The organism is Mesorhizobium prunaredense (assembly GCF_900156895.1).
Classification (GTDB): domain Bacteria; phylum Pseudomonadota; class Alphaproteobacteria; order Rhizobiales; family Rhizobiaceae; genus Mesorhizobium; species Mesorhizobium prunaredense.
Window position 1 is genome coordinate 596,758 of sequence record NZ_FTPD01000045.1, and the last position, 24,849, is coordinate 621,606.

The window sequence follows — 24,849 nt, forward strand, 5'->3', positions numbered from 1 at the left end:
CCCAGACGCCGTTTGCGGCGCGAAACGCGCTGCCGTCCCCAGCAACCACATAGGGCCGCATGCGCTGCGTGCCCGCCGCACCGCTGGTGATGAACAGGAAATCCCTGCCGGGCGAGGAAAACAGGTCGAACATGCCGTAGATCGTGGAGGCGGTAGCCTCCGGAACGGCAAGGATCGCCACATTCAATGGGCCGGTCTGTTCAACCATGGCAGAAATGACCGCCTTCCAGCATTTTCGACTTTAGTGGCCGTGCCCGCGCTGCGCTAGCGTGTGTGAAACGAGGAGACCGCCACATGGCCGCCACCGCTACCCTTGCACCATCGAGCATCGAAAGCTTCCGTTCCATCATGCGCGGCGAGGTGCTGGAGCCGTCGAGCCCATCCTATGACACGACGCGGATCGTCTGGAACGGCATGATCGACCGACGTCCCGCTCTCATCGCGCGCTGCCGGAGTTCTGCCGATGTCGAGGCGTCGGTGAATTTCGCGCGCGAAGAGCGGCTGGCGATCGCGATCCGCTCGGGAGGCCACAATGTTGCAGGCTACGCCGTCTGCGACGGCGGCCTGATGATCGACATGTCGCCGATGAATGGCGTGCGGGTCGCGCCCGGCCTCGATCGTGCCTTCGTTGAGGGCGGCGCTATTTGGGCCGATGTCGATGCGGCCACCACCCCGCTTGGCCACGCCACGCCGGGCGGCCTGATCTCGGCGACCGGCGTTGCCGGCCTTACACTCTCAGGAGGCATCGGCTGGCTGCGCGGCAGCCACGGCCTCAGCGTCGACAATCTGCTGGCCGCCGATCTGGTGACCGCCGATGGACGCCTCATCCATGTCGATGCGACGCAGAACCCGGATCTCTTCTGGGCGCTGCGCGGCGGCGGCGGCAATTTTGGCGTGGTGACGAGCTTCGAGTTCAAGCTGCACCCGATCGAACCGGAGCTGATATTCTGCGGTCCTGCCTATCCCGAAGAGCGCGCCAACGAGATCATTTCGCTCTGGCGCGACTTCATGCAAACCGCACCCGACCGCCTGAGCGGGCTGGCGGAATTCTCGACGCTGCCGAACGATCCCTCGATTCCCGAGCATGCAAGGGGCCGCCGCGTCCTGGCACTCGCGCATGTCTATGACGGACCGGCCGACGAGGGCGAGCGGGTCGTGGCGCCGTTGCGCAGCTTTGGCGAACCGCTCGTCGATTTCAGCGGTCGCATGCCGTATCGCACCATCCAGTCGCTCTATGACGACCTGTTCCCGAAAGGCCGCGACCGCTGCTACTGGAAATCCACCTACCTCTCGCGCCTCGACGACGAGGTCATCGGGGAGATCACCGCGCGGATGGCGAAGCGCCCCTCCGAAATGACCTTCGCCTCGATCTGGAAGTTCGGCGGTTTCGTCCAGCGCGTTGCAGCCGATGCGACTGCCTTCGGCGACCGCTCCATGCCCTTCATGCTCAGCCTCGACGCCATCTGGCCAGGCGCTGACGAGGACGATGCGAACATCGGCTGGGTTCGCAGCTTCTGGCAGGACATGCAGCGCTACTCGACCGGCCGCCTCTATCTGAACTTCCCCGGCCATGGCGAAGGAGCGGATCTCGTGCGCGACGCCTTGGGAGCCGAAGCCTACGCGCGGCTCGCCAAGATCAAGCACAGATACGATCCGGACAATCTGTTCCGCCTCAACCAGAACATCCTGCCAATGCACTGACGCACAAACCAAATCGGTCGTACGACTCTCGTCTCGGCCGTGGTGGCTTTGATCGCGCCGAGTCGCGAGCGACACCCAGCGTGGTCGCCGCGATGTGTCCGCTTTCAATCAGTGGCAAATCTGTCCGCAACGGCCGAGATCGGCGCGTAGCCGACCATCAGGACACATGTAATCTGCCTCGGCCGAAACACCTGCGCATCACTCGCTTGCGTGAGATAGCCGACCGCGATCGGTGGGATCAGAATGGCGATCTTAGCAATGGCTGCATCTGACCCAGCCGTTGTCAATGACAACTCCTTGACCCAATAGGTGCTTTTCAGTTCTTTTCCGCAGCGTCACGAAGCTGCCTGCTGCGACCGCCTGGCGCCTCTGGCTGGTCCAACTCTTTGCGGAACTCGGCGCGGCGTTCGTGAATGGATGCGATGACAAGACCCATCGGGATTCCGAGGTTGAGAAGAGCAGCCTCTGAGAGTTGAAGAGACGCTTCGATAGTGTCGGGAACTGTTTCCGTGGCTCCAATTTCATAAAGCTGCTTGGCGTGGCGTGCGTCTCTGGCACGGGCGACGATGGTGAGTTCTGGGCGAAGCTCGCGAGCGCACGCAACAGCCGCTTCGGCAGCCTCTGGATCGTCCATCGTGACGATGACGGCACGGGCCTGCTCAAGCCCGCAGCGTTTGAGGAATTCCGCCCGAGAGGCATCGCCAAACCAAACAGCATGGCCCCTCCGACGGCCAGCCTCTACAAGACGCGTGTCGAGTTCGGCCGCGACCCACGCGATATTGTGGCGGGACAGCATGTCACCGACCAATCGGCCCACTCGGCCATAGCCCATCACCAGCACTATGCCGCTGTCCAGCGATCCGGCCCAGGCTGGTGGTTCCGCTGGAACTGCCGACCTTGCATCCGGCCGACCTGCCAGCTTGGCGCCCGCTGCAGCAAGGAATGGAATACAAAACATAGAGAGGGTGGAAGATACCAGGACGACTTCGCCCACGGATCGATCGAGAAGTCCCTCATTCATGGAGCTGAACAAAATAACGAAGGCGAACTCTCCAGACGCAGCGAGCAGAAATGCGATCTCCAGCGCGCTTTTCTTTGCAAAGCCGAATAGCCGCGCCAGTGCAAAAATCACGGTTCCGTTGAGAAGGATAAGACTTGCAGACAAGCCGACGATCAACACTGGCTTCTGCGCCATCAAAGATAGGTCGAGTCCTATTCCAACCGACAAGAAGAACAGCCCCAGCAGGAGGCCCTTGAAGGGTTCGATTGTCACCTCGACCTCGTGACGAAATTCAGTCTCTGCCAGCAGCAGGCCAGCGATAAACGCGCCCAGGGCCATAGACAGGCCAGCCACCGCGCTCAAGACACCAGCGCCGATGACAACCAACAGGCACGCGGCCACGAAAAGCTCCTCGCTCCTGGCCTTGGCCACCGAACGGAGCATTGGCCTCAATAGAAGCCTCCCTACCACAACGATCAGCATCAGGCCGAGCGCAGCCGGCACGAATGCAAATAGTAGTCTCGGCGAGAAGTTGTCGGCTTGGCTGCCCAGCACAGCCAACGTGATTAAGATGGGAGCCACCGCCAGGTCTTGGAACAGCAATACCGCGAAAGTGGCGCGACCGGCCTGCGAATGTTGCCGTTTTGCCTCGGCCAATAGCGGCATGACGATAGCTGTGGACGACAGAGCGAGCGCAGCGCCTATGGCCACGGCGGACGATACGGACTGTCCAAAGAGCAGTGTCGCTCCAGCAATAACTGCTCCGCAAATTGCTACCTGCAGGCCTCCGAAGCCGAACACCAGCCGGCGCATGAGTCGTAATCGCTCCCATGAAAGTTCCAGCCCGATCATGAACAGCAGAAAGACGACTCCGAGTTCTGCGAGTTGCGCGAGCTGCGCGGGATTGTCGATCGTAACTGCTGAAAGCCAGGGCAGGTTTCCAGCAAAACTGCCAAGGCCGGATGGACCGAGCACCACCCCGGCGGCAAGGAACCCGAGAATGGGGCTCAATTTCATCCGCCGGAACAGCGGCACGACGATACCCGCCGTGACCAGGAAAAGGACGACATCCTGATACTCGCCTGGTGAACTCTCCGATGGCGTCATGCTTCCTCCACATAGCGCGGGCGCGGCCGGACCACGTCCCGTCGATCGGAACCAAAGCGGCCATCGGGAGGCTGCCCTTCGCCCCGTCGGTTGTGATCATAGCCTCCTATCGGGACTTCGCCCATGCAGCGGGCTGACGCGTGCGGGGAGGTTGCATCCGAACCTTGCCACCTACGGTCGCCCGCAAGGGATCTGCTCAGTCAGCGTCTTTTTCCGACTGGGCTTCCTTCAGACGCTGACGCTGAAGTCGCAGAACGTCGCTTGTGCAACGGTCGAATGGCTGTTTTCAGGCATAAAGCGACTGCTCGCCAATGTCTGGAATCAGGCGCGAAGCGGCCATTCGCTACACGCAAGACATAGGTCGCCTCGGGGTCAAAACGGTATTCCGTTTCGGGTACCAAGCGCCAGGTTTTGACCGCTAGGACGACATCCCGATCGGATCCGCCGCCGGCTTCATCGGGTCAACCGCTGCAAAGACGGCGCTCGCCTCGCTGACGATGGAAACGTGATCCTTGGCTGCATGCCCTGCGGCAGCGCTGTCGCCGCGCATGATTGCGGTAACGATGACGTCATGCTCCTGCCAGGATTTGGCCAGGCGGCCCGGCAGCATGAATTGCGCGCGCCGAAACGGCGCCAGCCGGCTGCGGGTCATGACGGTCAGTTCATAGATGTGCTTGCTGTGCGCGCCGCGATAGAGCCGAGTGTGGAACTCGGTGTTGAAATACTCGTAATCCTCCTCCGCACCCAGCTGCACGAGGCGCGCCGATGCCTGGTGCTCGATTTCGAGCGCGCGGCGTTCGCCGGCGGTCATGCGCTCGGCCGAGAACCGCGCGCAGATCGCTTCAAGCTCGGCCATGCTCTCGAACATCGAGGCAAGATGCTCCTGCGTCACCACGGCGACGGTGGCGCCGCGGTTGGGCCGCCTTTCGACCAACCCCATGGCGCTCAGCCGGCCAAGCGCCTCCCTGACGGGGGTGCGCGACACATCGAAACGGGCAGCCAGCGAGGCCTCGTCGAGCTTTTCGCCGGGGCGCAGGAAGCCGGTGACGATCCGGTCACCGATCGCCCTCACCATCTGATCGACGGTCGTGCCCGACCTGATCAAGCTGCGCTTCCCCGACAATTCTCCTCCGTCAGTCTTTTTCGCGGCGTGCGGCAAGTGGCTCGCCGGAAGTTTCGACTCGGGCGCGCCCTCTATGCCTTTATTTTAATCTAGATGTCAAACTGGCTAATTGAAAGGCAAAAAGTGGATGCAATTGCCTTTCGCTTGAGCACGGCAAATCGGCCCGCCAACTGATTTAATTGGATAAATTCTAGCTTTTGAACTGGCACAGCGATTGCATGCACTTTTACGAGAAGGGAATTAATCGACCCGGAAAGGGTTCAACAGGGAGCGTTCACATGACCGAGAGATTCATGCTTAGCCGCCGCGATCTGCTCAAGACCTCCGCCGCCGGAGCGGCGCTCGGTCTGGCCTCGGCGTCATTCCCGATCAGCAGGGCGTTCGCCGCTGCCGTCACTGTCGGCTTCGTCTATGTCGGACCGAAGGACGACTATGGCTACAACCAGGCGCATGCCGAGGGTGCCGCCACATTGAAGGCCATCGAGGGCATCTCCGTGGTCGAGGAGGAGAACGTCCCCGAAACGGTCGATGTCCAGAAGTCGATGGAATCGATGATCAACCTCGACGGCGCCTCGCTGATCTTCCCGACCTCGTTCGGCTATTTCGATCCGCACATGCTGGCCATGTGCGCGAAATTCCCCGACGTGCAGTTCCGCCATTGCGGCGGCATGTGGAACAAGGACAAGCATCCGATGAATGCCGGTTCCTATTTCGGCTATATCGGCATGGGCCAGTATCTCAACGGCGTCGCCGCCGGCCACGCCACCAAGACCAAGAAGATCGGCTTCGTCGCGGCAAAGCCGATTCCGCAGGTCCTGCTCAACATCAACTCCTTCCTGCTCGGCGCACGCTCGGTCGACCCGGCAATTACCTGCCAGGTGATCTTCACCGGCGAATGGTCACTGGCGGTCAAAGAGGCGGAGGCCACCAATGCACTGGTCGATCAGGGTGCCGACGTCATCACCTGCCATGTCGACAGCCCGAAAGTGGTGGTCGAAACGGCGGCGGGGCGCGGCGCCTTCATCTGCGGCTACCATGCCAATCAGAGCCCGCTGGCACCCGAAAAATACCTGACCGGCGCGGAATGGAACTGGGCGAAGGTCTACAAGATGTTCGTCGACGACCTCGTGGCCGGCAAGCCGCTGCCCAATTTCACGCGCGGCGGACTGGCCGACGGCTTCGTCAAGATGAGCCCGCTCGGCCCCGCCGTCAGCGAGGCGGCGCGCGCACAGTTCGACGGCACGCTCGCCGAAATGATGAAGGGCGGCTTTTCCGTGATCAAGGGGCCGTTGAAGAACAACAAGGGCGACGTCGTCGCAACCGAGGGCCAAACCTTCGTCGAAGCCGCGATTGAGTTGGAAAGCATGGACTATCTCGTCGAGGGTGTCGTCGGCTCGACCGCTTGAGCATGGATCGGAGACGGGGGCCATGGCAGACACCGTGAGCAGCGCGAGCGTGCCAGTGATGCTCGGCGCCAAAAGCTATCCGACGGCGTTCGAATGGATCGCCCGGCGGGCGGAAGCCTTCGTCATCCCGCTCGCGGCACTGATTGTCGGCATGGCGCTGTTCAGCCTGTTCATCGCGCTGGTCGGCAAATCGCCGGCGCAACTCTATGAAACGATGTGGCGCGGCGGCTTCGGCTCGTGGTTCTCGGTCCAGAACTCGCTGTCGCGGGCCGCACCCTTGCTGCTTGCGGCGCTCTGCGTGGCACTGCCGGCCCGGCTCGGCCTTGTCGTCATCGGTGGCGAAGGCGCGATCGTGCTGGGCGGCGTTGCCGCGGCTGCCATGGGCGTGGCCGCCAGCGGCGCCCCCGCCTTTTTCGTTATTCTTGCCATGGGCGTGGCGGGCCTGGCCGCCGGCGGCATCTGGATCGGTGCCGTCGGCGCGCTACGCCACTACCGTGCCGTCAACGAAACCATATCGAGCCTTTTGATGGCCTATATCGCCATCGCCCTGATGAACCATCTGGTGGAAGGACCGCTGCGCGATCCCGCCTCGCTCAACAAACCGTCGACCGAGCCGCTGGCTGAGGCCTATCGCATCGGCAACATTCCGGGCATGGACGTGCATTGGGGCCTGGTCGTCGGCATCACCGCCTGCATTCTGTCCTGGCTGCTGATCGAAAAGACCCGCTGGGGCTTCGCCGCTCGCATCGCTGGCGGCAATGTCAGGGCGGCCCAGGTGCAGGGACTTGCCGTCGGACCGCTGATCGTCGGTTTCACCGCGCTGGCCGGCGGCTTCGCCGGCCTTGCCGGCATGCTGGAAGTCGCCGCCGTGCAAGGCAGCGCCAACGCCTCGCTCGCCGCCGGCTACGGGTATACCGGTATCCTGGTCGCCTTCCTCGCCCGCCACAATCCGCTCGCTATCATCCCAGTCGCCTTCCTGCTTGGCGGCATCGACGCCTCCGGCGGGCTGATCCAGCGCCGCATGGATCTGCCCGACGCCACCGTGCTGGTGCTGCAAGGCATGCTCTTCGTCGTCATCCTGTTCAGCGAAACCTTCTACGGCCGCTTCAAGGCCTTCAATCCCGACCTCTGGCAGAGGGGCGATCTCTTGAAGGGAACTGCCTGATGGACGCAACCGAGATCGGCCTCTGGGGCGTTCCGCTCGCCATGCTCGGCGGCGCCATCCGCGTGTCGACGCCCTTCATCTTCGTGTCGCTGGGCGAAGCCATCACCGAGCGTTCGGGGCGCATCAATCTCGGTCTCGAAGGCACGCTGGTGTTCGGCGCGATGACCGCCTATGCCGTGGCGGTGATGACCGGCTCACCATGGCTCGGCCTGCTGGCCGCCGCCGCCGCCGGTCTTTGTTTCGGCCTGTTCCACGGCTGGATCTGCAAATTCCGTGGGGTCAACGACATCGCCATCGGCATTGCGCTGATGTTGTTCGGCTCGGGTCTCGCCTTCTTCTTCGGCAAACCGTTCATCCAGCCCTCGGCGCCCGACCTGCCGGCCATCCCGTTTGGCGGCTGGTCCGACGTTCCGCAGGTGCAGGCGGCGCTCAACGTCAATGTGCTGTTCCTGATCGGCGCAGCACTTGCCGTGTTCCTGTGGTGGGCTTTCCGCAACACCCGGGCCGGCCTGATCCTGCGCGTGGTCGGCGACAGTTCCGACGCCGCGCGCGCCATGGGCCTCAACCCGAATACGGTGCGCCTCATCGCCACCGGCATCGGTGGCGCGCTGGCCGGAATCGGTGGCGCCTATCTGTCGCTCTACTACCCCGGCAGCTGGACCGAAGGCATTTCGTCGGGCCAAGGGCTGATGGCAGTGGCGCTGGTCATCTTCGCGCGCTGGAACCCGCTCGGCTGCTTTGCCGCCGCGCTGCTGTTCGGCGGGGCCGGCGCGCTGGGGCCGGCGCTGCAATCGGTCGGCGTCACGCAAGGCTACTATCTGTTCTACGCCGCACCCTACATTCTCACCCTCGTCATCATGATCGCCACCTCGTCGCCGAGCCGTTCGCTGGCCGGCGCGCCGGGCGAACTGTCGATCACCAAATGACGTTTTCCAGACTGGAGTTTTTCTAAATGAACGCCAGAGCCGAGGTCACGCAGCGCTACATCGATGCCGATCCCTATCCATGGCCCTACAATGGCGAGCTTCGGCCCGACAACACCGCGCTGATCATCATCGACATGCAGACCGATTTCTGTGGGCCGGGCGGCTATGTCGATCATATGGGCTACGATCTCTCGCTGGTGCGGGCGCCGATCGAACCGATCAGATCGGTGCTGTCTGCCATGCGGGCGAAGGGCTACACCATCATTCATACGCGAGAGGGCCACCGGCCCGACCTCGCCGACCTGCCAGCCAACAAGCGCTGGCGCTCGCGCCGCATCAATGCCGGCATCGGCGACCCCGGACCCTGCGGGCGCATCCTGGTGCGCGGCGAGCCGGGCTGGGACATCATCCCCGACCTCTATCCGGCCGAAGGCGAGCCGATCATCGACAAGCCGGGAAAGGGCTCGTTCTGCGCCACCGACCTGGAGCTGATCCTCAACCAGCGCGGCATCGAAAACATCGTGCTGACCGGCATCACCACCGACGTCTGCGTGCACACGACGATGCGCGAAGCCAACGACCGCGGCTTCGAATGCGTGATGCTGGAGGATTGCTGCGGGGCGACCGACTACGGCAACCATCTCGCCGCGATCAAGATGATCAAGATGCAAGGCGGCGTGTTCGGCGCGGTGTCCAATTCGGTGTCCTTCGTCGCCCAGTTGCCATGAGGGTTCGACCATGAGTGATCTCGGCAAAAGAGCGGTTGGCGTCGAGACGATCGGCATGAGCATGCGCTTCGGTGCCTTCACCGCGCTGGACGACGTCTCCATCAAGGTGCCGGCGGGATCGTTTCATGCGCTGCTTGGCGAAAACGGCGCGGGCAAGTCGACGCTGGTCAAATGCATCATGGGCTTTTATCACCCGACCGCCGGCGACATTCTGGTCGACGGCCGCGAGGTCGGGATCGCCAGTCCGAAGGACGCCTCGGCGCTCGGCCTCGGCATGGTCTACCAGCATTTTACCCTGGTCCCGTCGCTCACGGGGGCCGAAAACCTGGTCATTTCCCGCGAGAAGGTGCCGGGGATTATCGACTGGCGCAAGGAGCGCGCCGCACTTGCCCAATTCATGGAGCGGATGCCGTTCAAGCTGCCGCTCGACGTCAAGGTGGACGAACTCGCCGCCGGCGAGAAACAGAAGCTCGAAATCATCAAGCAGCTTTATCTCGGCCGCAGTTTTCTGGTGCTGGATGAGCCGACGTCGGTGCTAACCCCCGGCGAGGCGCAGGAAGTGCTGGGCCTCGTGCGCGGCATGACCAAGGCGGGCGATCTCACCGTGTTGATGATCTCGCACAAGTTCCACGAGGTGACGGCTTTCGCCGACGACATCACGGTGCTGCGCAAGGGCAGACTGACAGGAACTGGAAAAGTGTCGGAGCTGTCTCACAAGCAGATGGCGGCGATGATGATCGGTGACCAGCCGATCGCCGCGCTCGACAGCCGCGCTCCCGTGCCGGTCGGCGCCAGACAAATCCTGACGGTGAAGGCACTGAAGGCGCCCGACCGCACCGGCCTGAAAACCATCAATATCGGCGAGCTCGATGTGAAGTCCGGCGAGATCGTCGGTGTCGCCGGCATTTCCGGCAACGGCCAGAAGGAATTTTTAGAAGTGCTTGCCGGGCAGCGTACGCGTGATGCCGGCGACGTCCTGGTGAAGGGATCGCCCTACGGCGCCAGCCGCGCCGAGGCCCGCACGCTCAATGTGCGCTTCATCCCGGAGGAACCGTTGCGCAATGCCTGCGCGCCGAGGATGACGGTGGCGGAAAACATGGCATTCCGGACCTTCGACCTGAACGAGGCCGGCAAGCCGATAAGCTGGATCCGGATGAGCGCCATCAGGGACTATGCGACGCGCCTGGTCGAGCAGTTCAAGGTCAAGACAGCCTCGCTCGCCTCGCCGATTTCGTCGCTCTCCGGCGGCAACGTCCAGCGCGCGGTGCTCGCCCGCGAACTGACCGGCGAGGTCGATCTTCTCATCGTGTCGAACCCCTGCTTCGGCCTCGACTTCTCTGCCGTCGCCGAAATCCGCGCCCGTATCATGCGGGCACGCAACGCTGGTGCCGCGGTGCTCTTGATGTCGGAGGACCTCGACGAGTTGCTGGAGCTCTCCGACCGCATCTTCGTCATGTCCGACGGCGCGCTGGTCTACGAGACGCCGATCGCCAAGGCGAGCGTCCAGACGATCGGTGAGCATATGGCGGGACATCACTGATGGCAGAGATCGACGCGTTGCCATTTCCGTTTGCCTTCAAACCTGAGGCGATGGCGCTGGTCGTCATCGACATGCAGCGCGATTTCGCCGAGCCGGGCGGCTTCGGCGCCAGCCTCGGCAATGACGTCGGCCGGGTGGTGGCGATCGTGCCGACGGTAAAAAGGCTGATCCAGGGATTTCGCGCCGCCGGCCTGCCGGTGATCCACACGATGGAGTGCCACAGGTCAGACCTTTCGGACCTGCCGCCGGCCAAGCGCAATCGCGGCAATCCGTCTGTCAGAAACGGCGATGTCGGTCCGATGGGCCGCGTGCTGGTCGTCGGCGAGCCGGGAACGGCGATCCTCGACGAGGTGGCCCCGCTGCCTGGCGAAATCGTCATCGAAAAACCCGGCAAGGGCGCGTTCTACGCTACCAGTTTCGGCGAGGACCTGAAGCGGCTCGGCGTGCGGCAGCTCGTCTTCGCCGGAGTCACGACGGAAGTCTGCGTGCAGACGACGATGCGCGAGGCCAACGACCGCGGCTACGAATGCCTGCTGGCGGAGGATGCGACGGAAAGCTATTTTCCGGAATTCAAGGCGGCCGCACTGGCCATGATCAGGGCGCAGGGCGCGATCGTCGGCTGGACGGCGATGACGGACCAGGTGCTCAAAGGAATTGCCGATGCCTAACATTGCATACCCGGCTCTCATCGATGGGGGCTGGCGTGATCTGGCATTCGAGCATTTTCGCGACGGCATCACGGTGCATTGGCTGCTCAAGGGCGGACCGGCCGAACCCTCCGTCGCGATCCTGAACTATCGGCCCGGCGCCGGCGTGCCGCGCCATCGCCACGTCGCACTGGAAACCATCGTTGTGCTGGAAGGCACCCAGAGCGACGAGACTGGCGACTATCTTCCCGGAAGCGTGATCCTGAACCCGGTCGGGACCGAGCATTCGGTGTGGACGAAAGACGGCTGCGTCGTGCTGATCCAGTGGAATCTGCCGGTGGTCATTCTGGACGAGACGAAATGAGCGACATCCGTTTTGATATCGGCAGCCTGCGCGCGGCCTATGCCTCCGGCATGTCGGTCGCGGCCGTCGTTGAAACCGTGTTTCAGCGCATAGCGGAAGCGAACGATCCCGGCATCTTTATCCATCTGGCAAGCAAGGCGGACCTGCTCGCCGAAGCCGAGGCACTCGGCGGATTCGATCCCGTGGCAAAGCCGCTCTGGGGCGTGCCGTTCGCGGTCAAGGACAACATCGATGTTGCCGGCATGCCGACCACGGCCGCCTGCGCCGAATATGCCTACTTGCCGGCGAAAGACGCCACCGTCGTCGCGCGTCTGAGGGCGGCCGGGGCGCTGGTCGTCGGAAAAACCAATCTCGACCAATTCGCCACCGGGCTCGTCGGCGTGCGCACGCCCTATCCGATCCCGAGAAACGCGATCGATCGGAAACTGGTGCCCGGCGGTTCTTCGTGCGGCTCGGCTGTGGCGACGGCGCGCGGCATTGTTTCCTTCGCGCTCGGCACCGACACCGCGGGATCCGGCCGCATTCCCGCCGGCCTCAATAACATCGTCGGGCTGAAGCCGACGGTCGGCGCGCTGTCGGCCGCCGGCGTCGTGCCGGCCTGCCGTACGCTCGACTGCGTCTCCGTCTTCGCGCTCACCGTCGCTGACGCCTACGGCGTCTTTAGGGCCGCGGCGGCCAAGGATGACGCCGATCCTTATTCGCGCTCCATCGCGGCGCCGTCACTCGGTCCGCGTCCACCCGTTCTGGCTGTCGGCGTTCCGGCAAAGACGGATCGGGAATTTTTTGGCGACGCGGCCATGCAGGCGGGATTCGAAACGGCGCTGCGGACGCTGGAACAGCTCGGCTGCCGACTGATCGAAATTCCCTTCGGCGATTTCTACGCCACCGCCAACCTTCTCTACGAAGGCGCCTGGGTGGCGGAGCGCTATGCGGCGATTGCGGATTTCATGGACGCGAACGAAGCGGCCATGCATCCGGTGACGCGCACAGTCATCGGCGGGGCGCGGAAACTTTCCGCGGCAGACGCGTTCAACGGCCTCTATGCGCTGCAGGCCTACAAGGCCAGGCTCGCGCCTATCATCGCCTCGGTCGACCTTTTCTGCGTACCGACCGCGCCGACGCACTACACCATCGGTGCCGTGTTGGCCGATCCGATCGTCACCAACAGCCGGCTCGGCACCTACACCAACTTCGTCAACCTGCTCGACATGTGCGGCATCGCCATACCGACGGGCAAGCGCGACGATGGCTTGCCGATGAGCGTCACCTTGCTTGCCGCCGCCGGCAGGGACGCCCTGACGGCGTCGCTGGCCAGCGAGCTCCATGCAGCCAGCGGTCTCGGCCTTGGCGCGACTGGCTGGGCGATGCCTGCTTCCCCCGCCAAAATCCCCGACTTCGATGACGACATGATCGAGATCGTGGTCGTCGGCGCGCATTTGTCGGGAATGCCGCTCAACGGCCAGCTCTGCGCGCTGGGAGGCCGAATGAGCAGGGCCGCCAAGACGGTCGCCTCCTATCAGCTCTATGCACTCGCCGGCCAATCCGTGCCGAAGCCGGGGCTCGTGCGTGTTGCCGATGGCAACGGGAAGTCGATCGATGTCGAGGTTTGGCGGCTTTCAGCAGCCGCGTTCGGACGCTTCGTGGCCGCGATCCCGCCGCCGCTCGGCATCGGCACGATCGAGCTCGATGACGGGACATCGGCCAAGGGCTTCCTGGTCGAAACCGCCGGGTTGTCACGAGCGATCAACATTTCGGCCTATGGCGGTTGGCGCAGCTTCGTTGCAAGGCTGGCGGAGCGAGTGGAAAGCGTTCCGGCCGATTGAACGACCGGCCGTTCGCGCCGGCAGCTGACCTCAAATCATAGCAGCATGCTCGGTGAGCCAGTCACGCCGAATGCCGTAAGCGATCCGTAAGCGCGCGTGTTGGAAACGTTGCACCGTGAGTGGCAGGCGTCACCAAGCGCTTGCGATTGCCGGAGACCTCGCGATGCGAACAGTGGCCCCAACAGATTTCGATTTCCGAGACGTAACCGGTGGAAGCGACCGCAAAGGGGTGGCTGCGGGTCAGCCCCGCCTGGATCAGCATGAGGTTCTGGGGGCCGAGGGAAACGACAAGCCCGAGGCCGAACACGAAGCCGGACACCGCTGCCGGCGACAACAGGGAGTCGGCTGTCATGTCACGTCACCTGGCTGTTTCGGTCGCGCACCCTTCTGCATCTGCGGCCTCCCACGCGACGCAGTGTGGAAGGCAGGCGCATATGGATCGCTTATGGCAAAACCGGCGTCCCGTTCCCAGGTTCACGGTTCGAGGCTCGACTAAACCGCCAGTGTTGCGAATCCGAATTTCACCCGAAAAAAAGGCCGGGCTCGAATGCGGCCCGGCCAAAAGAAGGTTACAACCTTCAGAGGGGAACACCGTTCAGGGGAATGGGAGGAAACCGCTGAACGGTCTTGCCTGTTTGAGCTTGTTTGGACGCGTTGGCGACGAACAAAATTCCAAAAGCCGCGGGATGACGAAAATTTCTGTTCTGTTCCTCGGAAGCCTCAGGCCGAAGCCGTCCTGGTTTCCAGAAGATCGGCATAGTGCCGGCGCGCCACGTCAGGATGCGAGCGCAGGCGACTTTTCAGCACGTTGGTTCCGACGTCGCGAAACAGCGGGTTGTCCGGATCGCTCGCCGGTCCGCGCGCCTCGGCAACCAGTTCTTCAGGCAGGGTGAGCAACGGGATCGTCGCATCGAGCCGGGCGCTGAAGAAGAAAGGAACGGAAATTCGCTCGACACCGGCCGGCGGCGTGACGACACGGTGGACCGTCGCCCTGAGATAACCGTTCGATGCCAGTTCGAGGAGCTCGCCGATGTTGACCACCAGCGTTCCGGGGATCGGATCCACGTTCACCCAGCTTCCGTCATATTCGACCTGCAGCCCCTTGTTGTGGTCCTGAAGCAGGAGCGTCAGGAAACCGCCGTCCTTGTGTGCGCCGACGCCCTGGTCGCCGCCGGTTGGGTCGCGCCCGGGATAGCGCACGATCTTCATGCGGTGGTTGGGCTCACCGCTATAGATCGGATCGAAAGCGTCCTCGACCTGATCGAGCGACAGCGCGAATGCCTTCAGCAGGCGGACTGCTACCGCCGTCGCCTTGGTCTGCCATGCCAGCAGCGCCGGCTTGAGTTCCGGCAGAGCCGAAGGCCACTGGTTCGGCCCTTGCAATCGCGTCCAGGCAGGAATGCCCGCCCCCTGTGGTATGGATCGACGCTCGACGCCGATGTCGAGCTGTTCGCGCCAGTCGGCCTTGCCCTTGGTCAGTTCGCCACCGGTGCGCGTGTAGCCGCGGAATTGCGGGGACTTGACCATTTCGATGGCAAGCTTGTCGGCTTCCGGCAAGGCAAAGAACTGACGCGAGGCGTCGAGCACCTCGTCGATCTCCACACCCGAAATTCCATGGCCGCTGAGATAGAAGAATCCGACATCGCGGGCCGCCGTGCGCAGGTCGAACAGAAAGGTCCGACGCTCCGACGCGCCCTGTTCGAGACGGCTGAGATCGAGCACGGGTACAATCCTGGCCATGGTCAACCTCCTTCTGCCTCAGGCTTGGATCAGGCCTTAACGGTGACATGCAGGTCGTTGCGATCAAAGCAACGATCGATCCAATCTCGATGCCAATGGAAGAAAGTCAGCGCTGCGTTTGGCGGCCGCCAGGCAAATAACGTCCGAACGGGTGTTCCATGGCACGAAGGCATCATGGCAACCATATGCTCGAATTGCAGTGCGGCCGGAGACTCAGAAATTTTCGACCCACGGCCTGAGTTCGAGCTCCCAAGTCCAGGCGCTGCGATGCTGCCGGTGGATTGCGAGATAGGTTTCGGCGATCGCGTCCGGAGATAGCCGGCGATCCTGCCGGTCGGGTTCGCTGGCCTGTCCGGGCCTATTCGGTCCGGACTCGTTCGGCGCGATCACACCGTCGATGATGAAATGCGCGACATGGATGTTTTTCGGGGCAAGTTCGCGGGCCATGGATTGGGCCAGTCCGCGCAGGCCGAACTTTGGCATGGCAAAGCCGGCCGAACCTGGAAACCCTTTGACGCTGGCGGTGGCGCCGGTGAACAGGATCGAGCCGGAGCCGCGGGAAAGAAACCGGCGCGCGGCCTGCTGGCCGACCAGGAACCCGCCATAGGCGCCGACCAGCAATGCCTGTCTGACCGCTTCGGGTTCGAGGTCGGCGATCGCTCCGCGGGCGCGGCCGCTGGCGTTGAAAACCACAAGCGACAGAGGACCGGCCTTGTCGGCGACGTCGAACAGGTTTTCGACCGACGCGACATCGGCAACGTTTGTTTCGACCGCCAGCGCGCCGGTCTCGTCGACCAGCGTGCTCAGCTTGCCGACGTTGCGGGCAGCCAGGACCACGCGAAGGCCCTCCTTGGTGAAAAGACGTGCAAGCGAGGCGCTCAGCCCCAGCCCTGCTCCTGCGATAACTGCCACGTCTGATGTCATGGAGCTTCTCCCTTACGGATTCTGGTGTGGTACGGATTCTAGTGCGGCGGATTGGCGATTCAGGTCCTACCACTCATATTCCTAAGGCAGACCGTCTCTCAGATCGAAAGTCGGATTTCGAGCCGACATAAATATGTTCGCCGAGACGAAGGCCGGTCGACCGATCGAGGGTCCCGAGCGTGGCGTATGTTTCCACGCCCGGCGCGGCCTTCCAGAACAAATTGCCACCGCAATGTGAGCAGAAGCCGCGTTGGACACTTTCCGATGACTGGTACCAATTCAAGGTGTCAGAGGGCGGAAGCCTGAGGTCCGCCGACTTGCAGCCCGCCATGACGGCAAAGTTGCCGCTGGTGCGCGCACCTGGTGTGCAGTGGCAGGCGATCGGCTGAGCAACTTCGCCGGTGATTTCGTAGCGCACGCCGCCGCAGAGACAACGTCCAGTCGCCATCCGGTCCTCCGTGATCCGCCCCATCAAGCGGTCCGGTCGGATTGTTATGGCATTGAGGGTTTCGGCGCCAGCACAGCCGCAGGTGTGGTGAATGGCCCCTGCGTGGCGAAAAGGACAATGCCCGCATCGCGCACGAGGTCGATGCGAACCGCTTCTTCAAACTGATGTTCGATCTGCTGCGGGATTAGGGCGAATTCGAACGGCACCCTCCTGATCTTTGCGTGGATCGCAGAGGGGCGGTGCTACCGACTTGAAGGATCGTTGGGCGCACCCACCGACGGCGCGCGATTTCGACGCCGTCGGCGGCTTCCTGTGCCTCACCCCACTGCCCTCTTCCTTCGGATCAGGAAGGCGTGAATGATCTTGGGAAAGTCTTTCACGCTGCGAGCCCAACTCTATGCGTGCCGGCGGGTTCGCAAATCGGTGCCATCACCCATTTTTGGGCGGCCGGTTTCCCAGTTTTCGCGGGCGTGTTCTTGCTTTTGCGGGAATTACCTAATTTTCGTGCGGTTCAGCGGATAGGCGCCCGTCGGGAACGACGCGTTTTTGTACGCAGCGGTCTCGCCATTCAGTCGGCGGTGGCTCCGATGCTCACGGCGCTTATGAAACCGAGCAGGATGATGGAAATGCAGCAAACAGCGTTGATCGCGAGCGCCGTCACCATCTGCCAGTCCCGCACCGCTACGAGCGGTGTAGGCGACAACAGTTGAAAGATGCGATGCGGCGAAAAGGCTCCAGGTCCAATAAGAGACCGCAGTCGCACCGTTCGTATCCCGGACAATTGCTGCCATCTGAGAACGGCAACCGCATTGAATGAAGTGAAGACAAGGAGCGCCATTTCGATCCTGGTCATAGGAAACCTCGTGGACTTCGAGGAAGCACCCGATGTACGGCGGCTCGGCGTCCAAGGCTTTGATCTGCCGGGCCGTTCGCAACCGGGCCCTCGGTGCGGCCTGCATCGTTTCACCGTCGAGACCGCGCTGAGCGGCGGCCCATTACCGGCTCACCGGTCGAGAGCGTCCTGGATCGATGCTTGTTCCATCGGATCGGCCATCGGAGTGGCAGCGGGCTCGCTCAGGAGAACCGTGGTGCCGTCCCGCATGATCTCGAAATCGAGAGATGGCTGGCCGAGGGCTTGAGGCAAGGAGATCACCATGTGTTGCCCCGGTCCGAGCGTGGAGACGAACCGCATCGGCTGCGCATCGGCCCCTGAAGCCAGGGTCGCAACGACCCGGTAGCCATCCTGCTCGACCGTGTAGTAGACGACGCCTTTGACGTGGCCGAAATGGATGCTGTGGCCGTTCCCCGGCGCAAGTTCCGAGGCCGCGGCCACGCTCGTGGTGGCGAGCAAGACCGTCGCAAATGCGGTAGAATATCTGATCATTGCTATTCTCTCCGATTGGCGAGCTCATGGACTGCTTCCCAGTCTATTCCAAACTCACAAGCGCAACCTATGCGCGGGGGCATTCGCGCACATCGGTACGGTCACCTAGTTTCCCGGCAGCTGATCTCCTAGTTTTTCACGGGCTTGCCTAGTTTTCACGGACTTGCAGCGCGGCTGCCGACGGCAAAAGCCAGGGCTCGCCGCGAAGGCGGAGCAGAATTTCCATCCGGTTTGCTGCGTTGAATTTGCCGAGCACGGCGGAAACCTGGTGCTCGATTGTCCGCGGCGAGCGCGACAGACGCCGTGCCGCCTCCTTGTTGCCCAAACCTTGAGCGATCATTGTGAGTACCTGTTGTTCTTGCCTCGTCAGGCCCAGTGGATGCTGCCTAGCCACGGTGTATGGCCCCCGGCGCTGCTTCGGCAGCTGATTGGCAGTTCCGATGCGCTGCGCCAGCTTTCGCGCCAGCGCTGCCGCGGGGCGCGCTTCGACGCCCTCGAATGTAGCCACGGCGCGAGCCAGCGCCGCGCCGGCATCGGTTCCGCGGACCTGCATGAGGGCGAGCGCTGACTCATAGGGGAGACCCAGGCGGGACCATTCTGCCGAGGCCGCCATTGGGTCGCCGCGGAGTTCCAATGCTTGCGGCAAAGGAATGCGGCCGGCCGGCACCGGCAGCGATCCCGCCATTCCGCAGCGCTGCCACCAGACTGCCAGTTCACCGACATCCCAGGGACGGAAATTGTCGAGGTCCATTTCGGTGAGGGCCGTCAGCTGCTCGTGGCCGGCGCCGGGCTCCTCGGCAAGCCAGGCGGCCTCGGCCAGCGCCAAGCGAACCGGTATGACGCGTTGAGCCTCGCCGGTCGTCAGACCCTCCTGGAGCGCCTGCTCCAGCAGGCCCGCGCCACTGGGTTCACCCAGCCGGATCCGCGCCCTGCCGAGTTCCGTCAGAGCCGGCAGGTGCATCACCATCGGCAGGCGTTCCAGATTCATGACGCCTTGGGCAATCGTCTCGGCCTCGCGAAAGCGGCCCTGCTCGGTACGAAGCTGTGCCTGCCGGCCGAGCAGGTATTGCGCCGCCGAATCGAGGTCGTGCCTGGCGCAATACGCAATCCCTTCCGCGAGCAGCCGTTCGGCCAAGGCGAAGTCCTTGGCCACTACCGCGCATTCGGCGAAGTTCGTATAGGCTCGCGACGCATGGTCGTGAAACCCGTGATCGAGCGCCAGGGTAAGGCTTTCCTCCAACCGCTCTCGCCCGCCCGGGCGGTCGGCGAACATCAGCGCTGTGCCGACATTGTTCAGGGCGTGGACGCGTGTCTCGACCTCACCCAACCGGTCCGCCAGGCTGATCGCGCGCTCGCCCCATTCGATCGCCTCGTTGAAGCGATAATGCAGCATGTGTAGCTGCGAGCGCGTGCTGTAGGCCATCGCCAGTTCCGGCCCAGGCGGCAGGTTCTCCACTTCACGCACTGCCTGATCCGCGTAGTCTTCAGCCTCCTGCCCCTCTCCTCGGCGCCAGTGGAGACGCGACAGCCAGCGCAGATTGGCCCCGACCTTGTCGATGCGCCCAAGCTCCCGCCAGATCGCAATGGCGCGATGCCGCGCCTCGATGATTTCATCGTAGACGAACAGTGACAGGCCTGCCTCGTAGGCCCAGTCTTCACAAAGCTGGGCAGCCATCGCCGACCGAGCCTCTGAAACGTATCGGAGTGCGGTCGCCAGATGTGAAGCCGCCTCTCTATGCGCGCCCAGACGCGCGGCCTGCTCGGCGGCCAGCGGCGCGAGTTCCAGGACGCGTTCGCCGTTGTCGGCGCCGCCGGCATGGTGCACCCGTCGCGAAAGTAGAGCGCTTGCCTGCGCCGCCGGAAGTTCGGAGAGTGCCGCTTCGACTTTCGCATGCAGCGACCGTTGGAGAGACGGAGCGAGGCGGTCGAGCGTCGCTTCCCTGGCAAGCTCGTGGCGAAACGTCAGCGCGCCTTGAACATCCCGCCGCAGCAATCCCCGTCCCACGCACTGATCCACGAGAACTTCGGTCTCGTCCCCGAGAAGTGCCCGGATCAGCCACGGCTCAACGCTGCCCGGCATGATGCTCATGACCTCCAGCACCTCGCGCTCTCCTGGGGTCAGGCGCGACAAGCGCGACCAGACCGCATCGCGTATGGAATCGGGCACGCGCCCCGATTCGACCTCACTGCTAGACAGGAGTTCGGTGACGAAGAAGGGATTGCCCTCGGTAATGCGATAAAGCCCGTCGGCGGAGCGGCCGGCCTGCTCGGCCAGCACCGTCACCGCCTGGGAAGACAGCGGTTCCAGGGTCACGCGGCTCACCGAGTCGGACGGAAGGTCGCCGAGCACGTGGGTCAGAGGATGATCGGCACTTATCTCGTCTCTGCGCATGCTGAGCACCAGCATCGTGCGAAGCAGGGAGACGCGGCGACCGAGGTATCTTACCAGGTCAAGTGTCGCATTGTCGGCCCATTGCATGTCCTCGAAGACGAGCACGGTCGTGCCCTTGGTGTGCTGAAGCGCATTCAACAACGCCGGAAAAAGCCGCTCCGGCGCCGCGGTCTCCTCGAGCAGCGCCGCCACGCGGGGATCCAGCAGGTGCGCCATGTCCTGAAGAGGACCGAGCGGGCGCGGTGTGAAGAGCGCCTCGCACCAGCCCCACAGCATCCGGTAATTCCTGTCCGCGTTTTCCGCGAATTCGCGCAGGAGGGAAGTCTTGCCGACGCCCGCTTCGCCGTCCACCAGCACGGTCCCGCCGTGTCCGGCCGCAGCTCTCTCGGCGCTGGCCAACAAAGTTCCAAGCGGCCCCTCTCGCTCAAGCAGCATAAAGCTCACGCCTCCTTAACCTTGAAGGTACAGCAGTAAGCCTCGAGTGCAACAACGTCATTTCACGCGGATTGATTGGAATGACGGCTTTCGTCTATTTCGTCTTCGATCGCATCGTGGATGGCTGCCGACGGCGCGAACGCCGTCGGCCGGGCAGATAGTGTAGAAAGACCTGCTGCCGATGAAGATGACATCCTCGACCCGTCCCATCGCCGATTGCGTGGTGTCATTGTCCCGGTTGAAGCGGAAGGATTCCGGACGAATTGAGACGATCATCTTGCCGCGCAATTCACCTGTCGGAACGATGCTGCTGTGAAAGCGGAGCCCCGATCCGCTGACAGGACGCGTCAGTCATGCAGTTCCCTCGAGATCACCGGGCCGACCGAAAAATCGCTGAATGTGACTTCGAAACCTTCACGTTGCGGCGAACAGCACATCATGCCGATAGCGACTGTTTTCGAGGGCGGGAAGTAGGCGAGCCGCACCGGCTTCCAGTGATGGTCGGAGGCATCGAGATACTGAACACGGATCGTCTCGGCATGGCGGGTCAGCCGGATCCTGACGCCGTCCGGACCAGCCGGGATGCTGACCAACGACCAGTCGGAAGCATCATTGGTGACGACGACGGAAAAATAGGCCAGCCCGTCGGTGAACTCGATGCCGGCCTTGACCCAGTGCGTCTCGCTCAGCCGGACCATCAAACCGGCTTGATCATAGAGCACCTTGTAGTCCCCCTTGACGGTGACCTCGGCGCTGAAGTCGCCCTCGACCTGCCGGTAGAGGAAGTGGCCATTGTCGCGCCAGAAGCCATAAAACGTCTCGCGCCAGAAATCGGTTTCCTTGCCGGTCCGCACATGTACGGTGCTGTCGCCGAAAGCATGATGCGGTGGCGGGTTGAGCCAGGTCAGTTCTGCATTCTGAGATGTCATCGGCTTGCTCGTCTCGCCGGTTCATGTTGCGTCATCCGCCGCTCTTGCGACGAAGCAGATTTGTCTCTTGTACCCGGCTTCAACCGTTTCATTTCGGCGTTTGGTAAAGCTCGGACGCGGCCTCTCTCAGCGCGCGCCGGCTCTCCGGCCTGAAATACATCATGTGACCGCCTTCCAGTAGCTGGACGCGGATAGGCTTTGCGCCGGGAAGCGAAGGGACCTGGCCGACAAGGTAGCGTGACGCCAGATAGGGTGTCACCAGGTCGGTGTAGCCGTTGACGATCAAAACACCGAGGCCGGGATTCAACGCGCGCGCCTGCTGAAGGTCGTCCATCACGCCGACATAGCCCTGACGCGTCGGGCTCGTCCCGTAATCCCAATTGCCGCTGATTTCACGGTTGAGAAGCCGATAGCTCAGATCGGTGCGGAATTTCAATTCCTCCCTGATATAGCTGACAAAGGCGGAAGTGAGCGCCGGCACGCTTCGGTCGAGCACCGGATCAGGACCGCTGGGCCTTGGATTTTCCGGGGCAACGTCTGCCGTTTCGATCGTGCCGTCATAGACGCTGAGAACATTGCCCCTCGCCCGCGCAAACTCCTTGGCGAAGAGCGCGGTGGGAATGCGTGCAAAGTTTCGTTTGACGAGTTCGAGCGGCAGGCCGGTGATTTCGGCAACGCGCGGGCTCGCCAGGCGCCCGCCCTGTTCGAGCCCGCTGGCAAGCGCGACGAGATAGTCGCCTAGCGCATAGCGTTCGACATCGGCCAACCGCTCCTGCAGTTCGGAGCCGGTGACGCTTTCGCTGCGCAGGCGCACCGCCGCCAGCGACGGCAGCTCAAGCGCCCAGTGAAGCGGCTGGAACTCGTCGGGTCGCACCAGTGTGAATTCGAGCGCCGGCGAGATGAGCACGATGCCGCGAGGACTGATGCCGATATCATCCTGAAGCGTCTTGGCAAGCAGTGCCGCCCGAAACCCGCCATAGCTTTCGCCGGCAAGAAACACCGGCGACGCTGTGCGGCCCGCCTGTGCCAGATAGAGCCGGATGAAGGCGCCCATCGCGGCGGCGTCCTGGTTGACGCCCCAGAAGCTGCGTGCTTCGGTGCCGGGTGCTTCGCGGCTGTAACCGGTTCCGACGGGGTCGACAAAGACCAGGTCGGTCATGTCGAGCCAGGTGTTCGAGTTGTCCAAAAGCCGCTGCGGCGGTGGGAGAAAACTTCCATCGGCCGCTGTCGCCATCACGCGTGGACCGAGCGCGCCAAGATGCAGATAGGCGGAGGCTGCTCCGGGACCACCGTTGAATACGAAAGTGATCGGGCGCCGGGGATCAGGTTCCCGGCTTGGCTCGGGACGCAGCGTGTAGGCGACATGAAAGATTTCCGCGGTGACGTCACCTTTGCCGGATAGCAACGAAAGAGTGCCGGCCCTTGCCTGATAGTTGAGCGTGCGTCCCGCGATCACGATCGAATGATCTGAGACCTGCGGCGGCGGGAGCAGCGACAGAACGCCGCCCGAAGGCGACGGCCGCTCGGCCACTTGCGCATGGCTAACCAGCAGCAGCATAGCAAGGGTGATTTCTAGCAGCTTGGCACGCATGACGACTCCGCAGCGGAACGACTGGAAGCTACCACGCTGATGGCTCAGCCGAAATCACAGGACCGTGCACGCCCTCGCTGCTGGAAGAAGACCGATGGCTTTCAACGCACGATCTTCACGCACATCGGCGTGCCGATTTCGATAAACCGCCCGGTGTCGGCCAGCCGCCCCGTGGCCGCGGCGCGCGCGAAAATCGAGATGCGGTCGGCGTTCTGGTTGGCCGAGAAGAGATGCCGACCTGAGGGCGTCAGTGCCAGATTGCGTGGCGTAGCGCCCCCGCATGGCGCATGGTCGACCAGCGCAAGCGTGCCCGTCTGCTGGTCGACAGAAAACACCACAACACTGTCATGGCCGCGGTTGGAGCCATAGAGGAAGCGGCCGTCGGGCGAGATCTGGATGTCGGCGCAATGATTGCCGTCGCGCGCCGCGGCCGGCACGGCCGGCTTCGTGTCGATCTCGGTGAGCCTGCCTGACGCTTCGTCCAGCGCAAGCGAGACGACCGTCGAATCCAGTTCGTTCATGACGAACACGAAGCACCCGCCCGGATGCAGCGCCACGTGACGTGGACCGGCGCCGGGCGCAAGTACCGACTCTGCCAGTCTGGTCAGGCCGCCGTCGGGCCCGATGCGGTACGAGACAAGCCGATCGATGCCGAGATCGGCGACGATCGCCACGCCACCGGCAATCGTCTCGGTGACGCTGTGGGCATGGGGACGTTCCTGACGAGCTGCGTCGGGACCAGTTCCGCTATGGGCGACGCTCGACAACGGCGCAGTCAGGCCGCCATCGTCGCGCAATCCGTAAACCACGACTGAGCGATCGGGGCCGCCTTCGCCCATGCCGTAATTGGCGACCAGCAGCTTCGTCCCGTCGCGCGTGACGGTGTTGTGCGCCGTGATGCTGCCAAGCGTCGGCTGCTTGTTGATGTAGGAAAGCGTGCCGGTTTGCCTGTCGAAATGGTAGGCCGAGACCACGCCTTCGCGCCAGGTGAACACTTCGGAGTTGGCATAGACATGGGAGCCGTCCGGAGTCACCGACAGGAAGGTCGGATTGTCGACGTCTCCCGTCTCGGCCAGTTTCCTCATCTCCAGCGTCTCTTCGTCGAAACTGTAAACACTGAGCCCTACGCCGCGCGCGCCCTGAAAATAAGGCGCCTCGCGGTTGAGGCTGCCGACGAAGACCCGATAGGCGTCCTGCATCGAAATCCTCCCTTGTTCCGCCGGCACCCAGTCGCAGCGGATCGCGGCAAATTCGCCTGTTCACGCTTGAAACACAATCCCATATGTGAAAATACTATTCACCAAAGAAGATCAACGCGGGGACCGATCGTGCAACCCCAATACAAGGAGATGGGGCTGATCCGCGCCAGCTATGAAGTCTTCAAGGGCGAAGGAGAACTCGTGCTTTATTGCGAGCACCTGCAGACGGTGAAGTGCCGCAATCCGGCCGATTTCGCCGGCAAGACGGAGAAATAGG

General features: G+C 63.1%; 23 protein-coding genes and 2 pseudogenes. 10 read left to right on the forward strand and 15 right to left on the reverse strand.

Annotation, left to right across the window (positions count from 1 at the left end):
- A pseudogene (locus BQ8794_RS36115) lies at positions 1-208 on the reverse strand (AraC family transcriptional regulator); the annotation flags it as partial.
- An 86-nt stretch (positions 209-294) separates the two neighbouring features.
- Between BQ8794_RS36115 and BQ8794_RS26650 the strand changes: the two are divergent.
- Entirely contained in the window at positions 295-1,701 is a 1,407-nt protein-coding gene (locus BQ8794_RS26650) for an FAD-binding oxidoreductase (RefSeq protein ID WP_077381537.1), read from the forward strand.
- Between the two features lie 316 nt (positions 1,702-2,017).
- Here BQ8794_RS26650 and BQ8794_RS26660 read toward each other — a convergent pair whose 3' ends face one another.
- Positions 2,018-3,808, reverse strand: coding sequence for a cation:proton antiporter domain-containing protein (locus BQ8794_RS26660; RefSeq protein ID WP_077381539.1), 1,791 nt, complete (start codon positions 3,806-3,808; stop codon positions 2,018-2,020).
- Between the two features lie 418 nt (positions 3,809-4,226).
- A complete protein-coding gene (locus tag BQ8794_RS26665) occupies positions 4,227-4,913 on the reverse strand; it encodes a GntR family transcriptional regulator (RefSeq protein ID WP_077381540.1) in 687 nt (228 codons plus the stop codon).
- A 296-nt stretch (positions 4,914-5,209) separates the two neighbouring features.
- On the opposite strand from BQ8794_RS26665, the gene BQ8794_RS26670 reads away from it, so the two are divergent.
- From BQ8794_RS26670 to atzF, 8 genes are read left to right on the forward strand one after another with little or no spacing between them, the layout of a single operon-like run.
- A complete protein-coding gene (locus BQ8794_RS26670) occupies positions 5,210-6,337 on the forward strand; it encodes a BMP family ABC transporter substrate-binding protein (RefSeq protein ID WP_077381541.1) in 1,128 nt (375 codons plus the stop codon).
- 58 nt (positions 6,338-6,395) lie between these two features.
- Positions 6,396-7,502 (forward strand): ABC transporter permease, encoded by a 1,107-nt coding sequence (locus BQ8794_RS26675; protein WP_077381713.1) that lies wholly within the window; start codon positions 6,396-6,398, stop codon positions 7,500-7,502.
- Positions 7,502-8,428 carry an ABC transporter permease gene (locus BQ8794_RS26680; RefSeq protein WP_077381542.1) on the forward strand — a complete coding sequence of 309 codons (927 nt, stop codon included), beginning with the start codon at positions 7,502-7,504 and terminating at the stop codon, positions 8,426-8,428. The genes BQ8794_RS26675 and BQ8794_RS26680 overlap by 1 nt, the downstream gene beginning before the upstream one ends.
- Positions 8,429-8,454: 26 nt before the next feature.
- Positions 8,455-9,156, forward strand: coding sequence for a biuret amidohydrolase (gene biuH / locus BQ8794_RS26685; protein ID WP_077381543.1), 702 nt, complete (start codon positions 8,455-8,457; stop codon positions 9,154-9,156).
- A gap of 10 nt (positions 9,157-9,166) precedes the next feature.
- Positions 9,167-10,696, forward strand: a complete 1,530-nt coding sequence (locus tag BQ8794_RS26690; protein ID WP_077381544.1) for an ABC transporter ATP-binding protein — start codon at positions 9,167-9,169, stop codon at positions 10,694-10,696.
- Entirely contained in the window at positions 10,696-11,364 is a 669-nt protein-coding gene (locus BQ8794_RS26695) for a cysteine hydrolase family protein (RefSeq protein WP_077381545.1), read from the forward strand. Before BQ8794_RS26690 ends, BQ8794_RS26695 begins: the two co-directional genes overlap by 1 nt.
- Complete coding sequence (locus tag BQ8794_RS26700; RefSeq protein ID WP_077381546.1) at positions 11,357-11,707, forward strand: cupin domain-containing protein; 351 nt, start codon at positions 11,357-11,359, stop codon at positions 11,705-11,707. The genes BQ8794_RS26695 and BQ8794_RS26700 overlap by 8 nt, the downstream gene beginning before the upstream one ends.
- Positions 11,704-13,530 carry an allophanate hydrolase gene (atzF, locus tag BQ8794_RS26705; protein WP_077381547.1) on the forward strand — a complete coding sequence of 609 codons (1,827 nt, stop codon included), beginning with the start codon at positions 11,704-11,706 and terminating at the stop codon, positions 13,528-13,530. Before BQ8794_RS26700 ends, atzF begins: the two co-directional genes overlap by 4 nt.
- Before the next feature lie 61 nt (positions 13,531-13,591).
- Here the strand turns inward: atzF and BQ8794_RS36800 are convergent, their stop codons facing one another.
- The 12 genes from BQ8794_RS36800 to BQ8794_RS26760 form a co-directional block, all read right to left on the reverse strand.
- The gene (locus BQ8794_RS36800; protein WP_244555103.1) at positions 13,592-13,882 is read right to left on the reverse strand and encodes a hypothetical protein; all 291 of its coding nucleotides are present in this window, start codon (positions 13,880-13,882) and stop codon (positions 13,592-13,594) included.
- Positions 13,883-14,250: 368 nt separating this feature from the next.
- Positions 14,251-15,270 (reverse strand): isopenicillin N synthase family dioxygenase, encoded by a 1,020-nt coding sequence (locus BQ8794_RS26715; protein ID WP_077381548.1) that lies wholly within the window; start codon positions 15,268-15,270, stop codon positions 14,251-14,253.
- Between the two features lie 213 nt (positions 15,271-15,483).
- Positions 15,484-16,194, reverse strand: a complete 711-nt coding sequence (locus BQ8794_RS26720) for an SDR family NAD(P)-dependent oxidoreductase (RefSeq protein ID WP_077381549.1) — start codon at positions 16,192-16,194, stop codon at positions 15,484-15,486.
- Between the two features lie 73 nt (positions 16,195-16,267).
- Positions 16,268-16,642 carry a GFA family protein gene (locus BQ8794_RS26725; RefSeq protein WP_244555104.1) on the reverse strand — a complete coding sequence of 125 codons (375 nt, stop codon included), beginning with the start codon at positions 16,640-16,642 and terminating at the stop codon, positions 16,268-16,270.
- Positions 16,643-16,686: 44 nt separating this feature from the next.
- Positions 16,687-16,848: a hypothetical protein gene (locus BQ8794_RS35760; protein WP_167378846.1), complete on the reverse strand. Its 162-nt coding sequence runs from the start codon at positions 16,846-16,848 to the stop codon at positions 16,687-16,689.
- 362 nt (positions 16,849-17,210) lie between these two features.
- The gene (locus tag BQ8794_RS26730; protein ID WP_143744690.1) at positions 17,211-17,480 is read right to left on the reverse strand and encodes a hypothetical protein; all 270 of its coding nucleotides are present in this window, start codon (positions 17,478-17,480) and stop codon (positions 17,211-17,213) included.
- A gap of 165 nt (positions 17,481-17,645) precedes the next feature.
- Positions 17,646-18,026 (reverse strand): hypothetical protein, encoded by a 381-nt coding sequence (locus tag BQ8794_RS26735; RefSeq protein ID WP_077381551.1) that lies wholly within the window; start codon positions 18,024-18,026, stop codon positions 17,646-17,648.
- Between the two features lie 148 nt (positions 18,027-18,174).
- Positions 18,175-20,853 (reverse strand): ATP-binding protein, encoded by a 2,679-nt coding sequence (locus BQ8794_RS26740; RefSeq protein WP_077381552.1) that lies wholly within the window; start codon positions 20,851-20,853, stop codon positions 18,175-18,177.
- Between the two features lie 57 nt (positions 20,854-20,910).
- The gene (locus BQ8794_RS26745; protein WP_244555106.1) at positions 20,911-21,141 is read right to left on the reverse strand and encodes a TOBE domain-containing protein; all 231 of its coding nucleotides are present in this window, start codon (positions 21,139-21,141) and stop codon (positions 20,911-20,913) included.
- A gap of 59 nt (positions 21,142-21,200) precedes the next feature.
- The gene (locus BQ8794_RS26750) at positions 21,201-21,782 is read right to left on the reverse strand and encodes a DUF1349 domain-containing protein (RefSeq protein ID WP_077381553.1); all 582 of its coding nucleotides are present in this window, start codon (positions 21,780-21,782) and stop codon (positions 21,201-21,203) included.
- Between the two features lie 88 nt (positions 21,783-21,870).
- A complete protein-coding gene (locus BQ8794_RS26755) occupies positions 21,871-23,373 on the reverse strand; it encodes a S10 family peptidase (protein WP_077381554.1) in 1,503 nt (500 codons plus the stop codon).
- 101 nt (positions 23,374-23,474) lie between these two features.
- Complete coding sequence (locus BQ8794_RS26760) at positions 23,475-24,572, reverse strand: lactonase family protein (RefSeq protein ID WP_077381555.1); 1,098 nt, start codon at positions 24,570-24,572, stop codon at positions 23,475-23,477.
- Positions 24,573-24,707: 135 nt separating this feature from the next.
- Here BQ8794_RS26760 and BQ8794_RS26765 point away from each other — a divergent pair.
- Positions 24,708-24,848 (forward strand): annotated as a pseudogene (locus BQ8794_RS26765) (amine oxidase); the annotation flags it as partial.
- Position 24,849 lies beyond the last annotated feature (1 nt).

Coding starts and splice junctions, on each gene's coding strand:
- BQ8794_RS26755 (WP_077381554.1), bottom strand. CDS start 23,373: ATGCGTGCCAAGCTGCTAGAAATCACCCTTGCTATGCTGCTGCTGGTT.
- BQ8794_RS26725 (WP_244555104.1), bottom strand. CDS start 16,642: ATGGCGACTGGACGTTGTCTCTGCGGCGGCGTGCGCTACGAAATCACC.
- biuH (WP_077381543.1), top strand. CDS start 8,455: ATGAACGCCAGAGCCGAGGTCACGCAGCGCTACATCGATGCCGATCCC.
- BQ8794_RS26715 (WP_077381548.1), bottom strand. CDS start 15,270: ATGGCCAGGATTGTACCCGTGCTCGATCTCAGCCGTCTCGAACAGGGC.
- BQ8794_RS26720 (WP_077381549.1), bottom strand. CDS start 16,194: ATGACATCAGACGTGGCAGTTATCGCAGGAGCAGGGCTGGGGCTGAGC.
- BQ8794_RS26730 (WP_143744690.1), bottom strand. CDS start 17,480: ATGGCGCTCCTTGTCTTCACTTCATTCAATGCGGTTGCCGTTCTCAGA.
- BQ8794_RS26740 (WP_077381552.1), bottom strand. CDS start 20,853: ATGCTGCTTGAGCGAGAGGGGCCGCTTGGAACTTTGTTGGCCAGCGCC.
- BQ8794_RS26675 (WP_077381713.1), top strand. CDS start 6,396: ATGCTCGGCGCCAAAAGCTATCCGACGGCGTTCGAATGGATCGCCCGG.
- BQ8794_RS36800 (WP_244555103.1), bottom strand. CDS start 13,882: ATGACAGCCGACTCCCTGTTGTCGCCGGCAGCGGTGTCCGGCTTCGTG.
- BQ8794_RS26690 (WP_077381544.1), top strand. CDS start 9,167: ATGAGTGATCTCGGCAAAAGAGCGGTTGGCGTCGAGACGATCGGCATG.
- BQ8794_RS26650 (WP_077381537.1), top strand. CDS start 295: ATGGCCGCCACCGCTACCCTTGCACCATCGAGCATCGAAAGCTTCCGT.
- BQ8794_RS26750 (WP_077381553.1), bottom strand. CDS start 21,782: ATGACATCTCAGAATGCAGAACTGACCTGGCTCAACCCGCCACCGCAT.
- BQ8794_RS26670 (WP_077381541.1), top strand. CDS start 5,210: ATGACCGAGAGATTCATGCTTAGCCGCCGCGATCTGCTCAAGACCTCC.
- atzF (WP_077381547.1), top strand. CDS start 11,704: ATGAGCGACATCCGTTTTGATATCGGCAGCCTGCGCGCGGCCTATGCC.
- BQ8794_RS26760 (WP_077381555.1), bottom strand. CDS start 24,572: ATGCAGGACGCCTATCGGGTCTTCGTCGGCAGCCTCAACCGCGAGGCG.
- BQ8794_RS26680 (WP_077381542.1), top strand. CDS start 7,502: ATGGACGCAACCGAGATCGGCCTCTGGGGCGTTCCGCTCGCCATGCTC.
- BQ8794_RS26695 (WP_077381545.1), top strand. CDS start 10,696: ATGGCAGAGATCGACGCGTTGCCATTTCCGTTTGCCTTCAAACCTGAG.
- BQ8794_RS26700 (WP_077381546.1), top strand. CDS start 11,357: ATGCCTAACATTGCATACCCGGCTCTCATCGATGGGGGCTGGCGTGAT.
- BQ8794_RS26735 (WP_077381551.1), bottom strand. CDS start 18,026: ATGATCAGATATTCTACCGCATTTGCGACGGTCTTGCTCGCCACCACG.
- BQ8794_RS26660 (WP_077381539.1), bottom strand. CDS start 3,808: ATGACGCCATCGGAGAGTTCACCAGGCGAGTATCAGGATGTCGTCCTT.